The organism is Polaromonas sp. CG_9.5, from assembly GCF_035984465.1.
Classification (GTDB): domain Bacteria; phylum Pseudomonadota; class Gammaproteobacteria; order Burkholderiales; family Burkholderiaceae_C; genus Polaromonas.
This window is the reverse complement of sequence record NZ_JAXCHR010000021.1, coordinates 50,239-57,904: the sequence shown is the minus strand read 5'-3', so window position 1 is coordinate 57,904 and position 7,666 is coordinate 50,239. Positions and strand designations below refer to the sequence as shown.

The 7,666-nt window shown below is 59.5% G+C and carries 8 protein-coding genes and 1 pseudogene; 4 read left to right on the top strand and 5 right to left on the bottom strand.

The annotated features are described in order from the left end of the window. Nucleotides 1–67: 67 nt before the first annotated feature. On the bottom strand, nt 68–418 hold the full coding sequence (locus RCH06_RS14665) for a Bug family tripartite tricarboxylate transporter substrate binding protein (protein ID WP_327082206.1): 351 nt from the start codon (nt 416–418) through the stop codon (nt 68–70). A 98-nt stretch (nt 419–516) separates the two neighbouring features. Between RCH06_RS14665 and RCH06_RS14660 the strand changes: the two genes are divergently transcribed. Beyond that, nucleotides 517–1,047: a helix-turn-helix domain-containing protein gene (locus tag RCH06_RS14660; RefSeq protein ID WP_327082205.1), complete on the top strand. Its 531-nt coding sequence runs from the start codon at nt 517–519 to the stop codon at nt 1,045–1,047. Between the two features lie 151 nt (nt 1,048–1,198). On the opposite strand, the gene RCH06_RS14655 is transcribed toward RCH06_RS14660, so the two are convergent. Beyond that, nucleotides 1,199–1,429 carry a transposase gene (locus RCH06_RS14655; protein ID WP_327082204.1) on the bottom strand — a complete coding sequence of 77 codons (231 nt, stop codon included), beginning with the start codon at nt 1,427–1,429 and terminating at the stop codon, nt 1,199–1,201. 62 nt (nt 1,430–1,491) lie between these two features. Here RCH06_RS14655 and RCH06_RS14650 point away from each other — a divergent pair. Further along, nucleotides 1,492–2,378, top strand: a pseudogene (locus tag RCH06_RS14650) (IS630 family transposase); the annotation flags it as partial. A 7-nt stretch (nt 2,379–2,385) separates the two neighbouring features. Here RCH06_RS14650 and RCH06_RS14645 read toward each other — a convergent pair. Further along, complete coding sequence (locus RCH06_RS14645; protein WP_327082207.1) at nt 2,386–3,249, bottom strand: metallophosphoesterase; 864 nt, start codon at nt 3,247–3,249, stop codon at nt 2,386–2,388. Nucleotides 3,250–3,444: 195 nt separating this feature from the next. Here RCH06_RS14645 and RCH06_RS14640 point away from each other — a divergent pair, with 195 nt between their 5' ends. After that, entirely contained in the window at nt 3,445–3,630 is a 186-nt protein-coding gene (locus RCH06_RS14640) for a hypothetical protein (protein ID WP_327082203.1), read from the top strand. Between the two features lie 5 nt (nt 3,631–3,635). Here RCH06_RS14640 and RCH06_RS14635 read toward each other — a convergent pair whose 3' ends face one another. Then, nucleotides 3,636–4,592 (bottom strand): LysR family transcriptional regulator, encoded by a 957-nt coding sequence (locus RCH06_RS14635; protein WP_327082202.1) that lies wholly within the window; start codon nt 4,590–4,592, stop codon nt 3,636–3,638. Nucleotides 4,593–4,777: 185 nt separating this feature from the next. Here RCH06_RS14635 and RCH06_RS14630 point away from each other — a divergent pair, with 185 nt between their 5' ends. After that, complete coding sequence (locus tag RCH06_RS14630; protein ID WP_327082201.1) at nt 4,778–5,287, top strand: hypothetical protein; 510 nt, start codon at nt 4,778–4,780, stop codon at nt 5,285–5,287. A gap of 118 nt (nt 5,288–5,405) precedes the next feature. Here RCH06_RS14630 and RCH06_RS14625 read toward each other — a convergent pair whose 3' ends face one another. Beyond that, nucleotides 5,406–7,274, bottom strand: coding sequence for a phosphoenolpyruvate carboxykinase (GTP) (locus tag RCH06_RS14625; RefSeq protein WP_327082200.1), 1,869 nt, complete (start codon nt 7,272–7,274; stop codon nt 5,406–5,408). Nucleotides 7,275–7,666: the final 392 nt, after the last annotated feature.

Below are 7,666 nucleotides of genomic sequence, written 5' to 3'. Positions count from 1 at the left end.
TGGTGGTACTCGCAAGCCCTAAATCCGTCCGGACCGCCTAAAAATGGGGGGCCAGGGGGATGCCTCGTCATTGGAGGGATTTATGCAACAACGCCACCTGCGTGCCCACGGTCCCCAGAAGCAGCGTGTATCCGTCGGGAGCCGCCTGAGCAACTGCCTGAGCCGCAATGTTGCCTCCCGCGCCAGCGCGGTTTTCGATGACCACTGGCTGCTTGAGCTCGTCTCCGAGTTTCTGGCCAACAAGTCGGGCGACAACGTCTGTGATGCCTCCGGCACCGAAAGGCACGATCAGCTTGATGGGTTTAATTGGATACGACCCCTGCGCCTTTACGGGGCTAACAAAACAGATCAGGGTGCCTGTCAGCACAGCCGCTTCTATAACAAAAAGCCGCCGACGGGGTAGCAGAGAAATCGACATGACATACTCCGGAAAAAGCTCGGCAAGGCGGTAACGATCTAACGTCACAGTCCGAGAACTCAAGTTTACTATAGGACTCATGTGTCCTTCAAGAAGCAATGACGATTAAATTAAAACTTTTACGCACCCAGGCGGGTATGACCCTGGAAGAGCTTGCGCAGGCGACGGAACTGACACGTAGCTATGTATCCAAAGTAGAGCGGGGACTTGCCAACCCATCGGTGGGCGTAGCGCTGAAACTAGCTAAAGCCCTGCGCTTGCCTGTTGATGAACTTTTCGGCCAGACTTCAAATGAAAGTCCAGTAACGATTACTCGTGCAGAGCAGTCAAAGGCAAGGAATCCTGAAGAGGGTTCACCCCGTTTGGTCGCCGGCAATGCTCCTGGCCAACGCGTCGTGGCCTTTGTTTTACAGCCAGGACGAGAAAAAGGACTTGGACATTTAATGAGTCACCACGAGGGTGAGGAATTGATTTATGTGCTCAGCGGCTCTGTAAATCTGGAACTAGACGATAAAACCGAAACGCTTGCGCCTGGCGATTGCGCCCATTTCAACGCTTCGGTTCCGCACCGCCTTATCTGCACTAGCGAAAAGCCGGCTGAAGTTTTGTTGGTAATAGCCGGCATCTGATGCAGTTACCGCTCAACGTTAGCCAAAGCTCTGATAGCTGAATAGAACAGCTTTTTTTCCAGGCCCAAATGAGCGAGTAGCTCATTTGATTTCTCAGGCAAACAAGGCCGATGTTTTTTAAAATTTCGACATCGCTTCGCAGTTGGCAGTTTTAGCTCTCCAACTGGCGAATGTGCCGCTGCTCTGCGGTCGAGGGTTTGCCGGTGACGCTTTGCCCCAACTGTTCATTCTCAAACTGCACTGGGCAGCGCCTGACGGCAGTGGCTTCCAGGCTCATGTCTTTGCAGACCTGTCCGACGCTCAGACCCTGGGTCTTGATCATTTGAACGACCTGCAGTTTGAAGCTGGGGTCAAAGACTCTTCGGGATTTGGAATTGTTCACGTTAGTTGCCGTTTCGTTTTGACAACCTATCGTTGTGTCTTTTTAAATTAGACCACCACAGTCTGGACCTCACCCTGAATCGCCAGCCCTCCAAATGCGAGTACGACCTGAAGATCGATGGACGCCTGGAAGCGCAGTTGCTGGCCCTGAGTTGCTCGGCGCCCCCTGAAGGCCAGGCCCGCTGGTCACTGCGCCTGCTGGCCGATCGGCTGGACAGCGTGCCCCATGAGACGGTGCGCCGCGCACTGAAAAAAACGAACTCAAGCCGTGGAGGAAGGTTGGCTGGGTGATTGCCCCGCAGGCCAGCGCCGCCTTCGTGGCCGCCATGGAACAAGTGCTGGACATCTACAGCAGGCCTTACGACGCCAAGCACCCGGTGGTGTGCATGGATGAGACACCACGACAGTTGATTCGTGAAACCCGCGAGCCCATTGCAGCGGCGCCCGGCCGGCCCGAGCGCCATGACTACGAATACGAACGCTGCGGGGTGTGCAACGTGTTCATGGCCAGCGAGCCGCTGGCCGGACGGCGCCTGAGCAAGGTCACCGAGCGCCGTACCAAAGCAGACTGGGCTTTGTTCGTGCAGGACATCGCCGCGAACTATACCGATGCCGAGCGCATCACGCTGGTGATGGACAACCTGAACACGTACACCGCAGGCTCGCTGTATGAGGCGTTCGCCCCCGAGCAGGCCAAGGCGCTGTGGGATCGTTTCGAGTTTGTTTACACGCCCAAGCATGGCAGCTGGCTCAATATGGCCGAGATCGAAATCAACGTCATGGTCAGCCAGTGCCTGGGCCGGCGCATTGACAGCATCAAGACCGTACGAAGCGAGGTCGACGCCTGGCAAGCTCGCCGCGACAACCTTCAGGCCAAAGTCAACTGGCAATTCACGACCCAGGATGCCCGAACCAAGCTCAAACGCCTTTATCCGACAACTTGTTCATGACGCGACACTAGACCACCACAGGGTTTATCGCAATGCACAGTGATTCGTTGAACGCCACCTGTTCGCCCTTGCGCGCGTAGCCGAGCGGATTGGCCACCACCCGGCAGCCGTGCCGGACGTAGTCGTTCGGGCAATGCAGGTGACCATGCAGCCACAGCGTGGCCAGCGGCAGCAGATCGTCCAGCGCATTGCAAAATCCGGCCGTTCCCGGTGCAATGCCATAACGTGGGTCGGCGCTCAACAGGCTGGGCGCAAAGTGCGTTACCACCACCGTCGGGCCGTCAAACGGCTGCGCCAACGCCTGCCGCAACCAAGCCTGGCTTGTCAAGCCTTCGGCGCGCACTTGCTCGGCCAGCATCGGCTGGCCATTGCGCAAGGCATGATTTTTTTTCAGATAAAAGTTGGCGGCGCGAAAGGCTTTTTCACGCACCTTGAGTTGTTCGGTGAGCGTGATGTCAGCGCCAGCCTGCGCCTGGGCCGTCGTCAGCGCGTCAAAGTCGCTCCATAACGTGCAGCCGATGAAGCGAATGCCTTGCAGTACCACGCTTTCGCGCTCCAGCCAGATCAAGCCCAGACGCGCGCAGGATGCACGCATGCGCGCTCCGGCCTCGTCAAAATCCAGCCCGTCGTATTCATGGTTGCCCGGCAAGAACAGCACCGGCGTTGGCCAGCCCGCGCCGCCCTGGTCGGCGGGCAGCGGCGAAAACCGCCCCAGGCCAAAGTCGGCGATGTTCAGGCTGCCAAGCAGTGAGCCGCTCTGGTAGGAGCCAATATCGCCTGCCAGCACCAGCAGGTCGGCACCAGGCAACGGCACGGGCTTGAAATGCGGATTCGATTCAAGGTGGAGATCGGAAAGAAGCTGGATGTTCACCCCGCCGATTGTGCGGGAAAGCCGCAAAGTCGCAAAGTCGTTTTGCTGCCGCCGGGCATGAAGGCCGGCGCAGTGCCCGGCAGTGTCATCCATGCCGCATTGGCATGGGCCTGGACAGCAAAGGAGTTGCAAAAACTAGGGAAAACCCTTAGTATTCAGTTATCGCAATTTTTAACCCTGCTCAGGCAGCTTGATATGGCACGCATTCTTTCCCAAATCGCCCGTTTTCTTTCCGTCAACACGCGCATGGCACCTGCTGGCGACACCGCTGACGTGGCCGGTCAGCTCATGGAGCGCGCCCAGACCCGTGCCGGTCGCAACCCATACCAGGCGCAGGAACTGCGCAACGCCGCCAGCGCCTACCTCAGCGTCATTCGCTGAAGTCTTCAGGCTAAAAAAGCCTTGTCGGCCACGCGCACGATGGCCTGACGCAGCCACTGGTGGGCGCTGCGCCGGTCACAGCGGCGGTGCCACAGGGCATCAATTTCCAGCGGCGACACCCGAAATGGCAGTGGCCGCTGCACCAGCTGACTGGCCATGCCGGTGACCGGCAAAAAGTGGCGCGGCAGCACCGTCAGCAAATCCGAATGGGCTACCACCCGGCCAGCGGTAAAGAACTGGTTCACGGTCAGCGCCACGCGCCGTTCGCGCCCCAGCGCTGCCAGCGACTCGTCAATAAATCCATAAGGCCGACCCGAAAAGCTCACCAGCATGTGGCGCGCCGCGCAAAAGCGGTCCAGCGTCAACGGCAGTGCCGCCAGCGGGTGGCCTTTGCGCATCACGCAGACATATTCGCCGTCGTACAAACGCTGGAACAAAAACGGCAGGGTTTCTCCGCTTTGCGCCTTGATCGTCAGGTCGGGCACCACTGAGGGAAAGTAGCCCACGGCCAGGTCGCACGTTTCATCGTCCAGCAGCTGGCGCGGATCGCGCGTGGTGAGCGGCACGACGCGCAATGAAATACCGGGCGCTTCCTGCTCCAGCGTGTCATTGAGTCCGGGAATCAGGCTGGCCGCCGTGGCGTCGGCCATCGCCAGCACAAAGCTCAGCGTGGCTTCGCGGGCCACGAAGGCGTCGGGGCTGAGTGCCGTTTGCAACTGGCGCAGCGCTTCACGCACCGCCGGCCAGAGGGCGACGGCGCGCGGCGTGGGCGCCATGCCCTGGCCGCTGCGCTGCACCAGCTCGTCGCCCAGCGTTTCGCGCAGTCGGCGCAGCGCGTTGCTGACAGCCGGCTGGGTCAGCGACAGATTGCGCGCTGCCCGCGTCAGGCTGCGCTCGGCCATGACTTCATCAAAAACCCGGAGCAGGTTCAGGTCGAGCGTGCGAAAGTTCAGGGGGTTCATGGGTGGGTGCCGTTCAAACAGCCAATTAAAAGCGAGCGGAGCGGTGGCTTCAAAATAGCTAATTCATCACTGTTGTGAATTAATTACATCATGAAGATAAAGTTGAGCAACATTAGCATTAACCCTAAGATAGCGTCATATGCCGCTAGGGCTTAGCGACCAAACTGATTACCAGGGAAAACACCATGAACAACGCCATTGAAAACTTCACACAGCAATACGGCTCGGCCTACCGGCTTGAATCTGCAGTGGACACGGTAAAAAAACCGGCACGTCAGGCTTATTCGGGTTCACGCGGTTTGTTTGCCGTGCTGTTCTCCGCCGTAACCGCCGCTGCCTGGGTGGTGTCGTACGAAATTATGGACAGCGTAGAAGAAGGTCATCTGCTGATCATGTGGATGGCGCTGTGGTACGTCGCCTTCGCTGCGCTGGCGATGCTTGGCGGCACCGCGCGCCGGATGAGCCAGCGCCTGAAGGCAAGTGCGAACCAGTGGGTTCGTGATGCTGCCAGCAAGCGCGCTGATGAACGCCTGTGGGACAACGCCAAGTCCAACCCGCGTCTGATGGCTGATCTGCAAGCGGCCAGGCTCAGGCAGTCAGTCGGCGTTGAGGCTTGCGTGGCCTGGGGCGATACGATTGTGAAGTCCAGCCCCCACATTGCACGCGACTACACCAACGGCTACGGCTACGTCTGAACCGGCACCCGCTGCTGAAAGTCCATGTCAGGGCGAACGCCCGGCCATGACATCAAAAAAAGCCACCGTTTTGCGGTGGCTTTTTTTGCGTTTGGCCTTGCTTTCAGGCGTTTTTTACTCAGGCCGCCAGGCGGCGCTCAATGTCGGCTTTGGTGTCGCGTAGCGCTTTGGGCAGGTGGTGTTCCAGCTGCTTGAACAGCTCGTCATGCAGCGCCAGCTCTTTGAGCCAGGCCGCCTTGTCGATGCTGGTGACGGTGTCCCACTGCTCGGCGCTGAAGTCCAGGCCAGTCCAGTTCAGGTCTTCGTAGCTCGGGCTGATGCCGGTGACGTGGTCTTCGCCCTGGCCCTTGCCTTCAATGCGGTCGATCATCCAGGCCAGCACGCGCATGTTCTCGCCATAACCGGGCCAGACAAACTTGCCGTCGGCCCCCTTGCGGAACCAGTTGGTGGTGTAGATGCGGGGCATCGTCGCGCCGGAAGCGGCCAGCTTTTCGCCCATGTTCAGCCAGTGCTGGAAGTAGTCGCTCATGTTGTAGCCGGTGAACGGCAGCATCGCGAACGGGTCGCGGCGCACCACGCCCGCCTGGCCAGTGGCGGCGGCGGTGGTTTCGCTGCCCATCGTGGCGGCCATGTAGACGCCTTCGACCCAGCTGCGCGCTTCGGTCACCAGCGGCACGGTGGTTGAGCGGCGGCCGCCGAACATGAAGGCGTCAATCGCCACGCCTTTCGGGTCGTCCCAGGCCGGGTCGAGCGCCGGGTTGTTGGTGGCGGCCACGGTGAAGCGTGAATTCGGGTGGGCGGCCTTGGCGCCGGTCTGCTTGGCGATTTCAGGCGTCCAGTCTTTGCCTTGCCAGTCGATCAGGTGCGCGGGCAGGGCCTTGCCGGGCGCGTCTTGTTCCATGCCTTCCCACCACACGTCGCCGTCGTCGGTCAGCGCGACGTTGGTGAAAATCGTGTTGCCGCGCACGCTCAGCATGCAGTTCGGGTTGGTCAGCATGTTCGTGCCGGGGGCGACGCCAAAGTAACCGGCTTCGGGGTTGATGGCGTAGAGCTTGCCGTCAGCGGCGGGCTTGATCCAGGCAATGTCGTCGCCGATGGTGGTGACACTCCAGCCTTCAAAGCCGGCAGGCGGCACCAGCATCGAGAAGTTGGTCTTGCCGCAAGCGCTCGGGAACGCCGCTGCCACATGGTATTTTTTGTTTTCCGGGGTGGTCACGCCCAGGATCAGCATGTGCTCGGCCAGCCAGCCTTCGTCGCGGCCCATGTTGGAGGCAATGCGCAGCGCAAAGCACTTTTTGCCCAGCAGCGCATTGCCGCCGTAGCCCGAGCCGTAAGACCAGATTTCGCGCGTTTCCGGGTAATGCACGATGTACTTGGTCTTGCTGCAAGGCCAGGTCACATCCTTCTGGCCTTGCGCCAGCGGTGCGCCCACGCTGTGTACGCACGGCACAAACGCACCGTCGGTGCCCAGCACGTCAAACACGGCCTTGCCCATGCGCGTCATGATCTTCATGTTGACGGCCACATACGGGCTGTCCGAGAGTTCGATGCCAATGTGCGCAATCGGCGAGCCCAGCGGGCCCATGCTGAACGGCACGACATACATCGTGCGGCCCTTCATACAGCCGTCAAACAGCGGCTGCAGCGTGGCGCGCATTTCGGCCGGCTCCATCCAGTTGTTGGTCGGGCCGGCGTTTTCTTTTTGGGCCGAGCAGATGTAAGTGCGGTCTTCGACTCTAGCCACATCGGTCGGGTCGGAGCAGGCTAGATAGCTGTTCGGGCGCTTGGCTTCATTGAGCTTTTTGAAGGTGCCGGCGTCCACCAGTTGCTGGCACAGGCGCTGGTATTCGGCGTCGCTGCCGTCGCACCAGTACACGCTGTCGGGCTTGCACAGGGCGACCATGTCGGCGACCCAGGCGATCAGCCTGGCATTTTTGACGTAAGCGGGCGTGTTGAGGTTCAGCCCTTGCATGGCAGGTGAGTTCATCGTGAAAGCTCCAAAGTTAAAAAGCGTGGTTTCGATAAACGTCTGCCCTCTGACGGTGGGACTGCACACGCCAGAGCGGGACGGTTTTCGAAATCAGACTTTGTGCGACTTGCCTGCAAAGCGGCCATGCCTTAGCAACTAAAAGCAGCTTCTGGTCAGCAGAGGCTGCCCCCAAGCCGAAGAGCCATTTTAGGAACATCGGTATCAGGTGCCACACTGTTACCTGCAAAATTTATGCAAAATAAGCATGAGGTTATGTTGCTGTAGCTTTGCCCAAGAGCGCTGGTTGCTCTGAATCAAACGCTTTTCTACGCGTCTTTTTCGGATTCGCCAGCCTTCGCACCGCTGCGGTGCTGTCATCATCACGCCATCGTTTTCTTCTGATCGCCGCC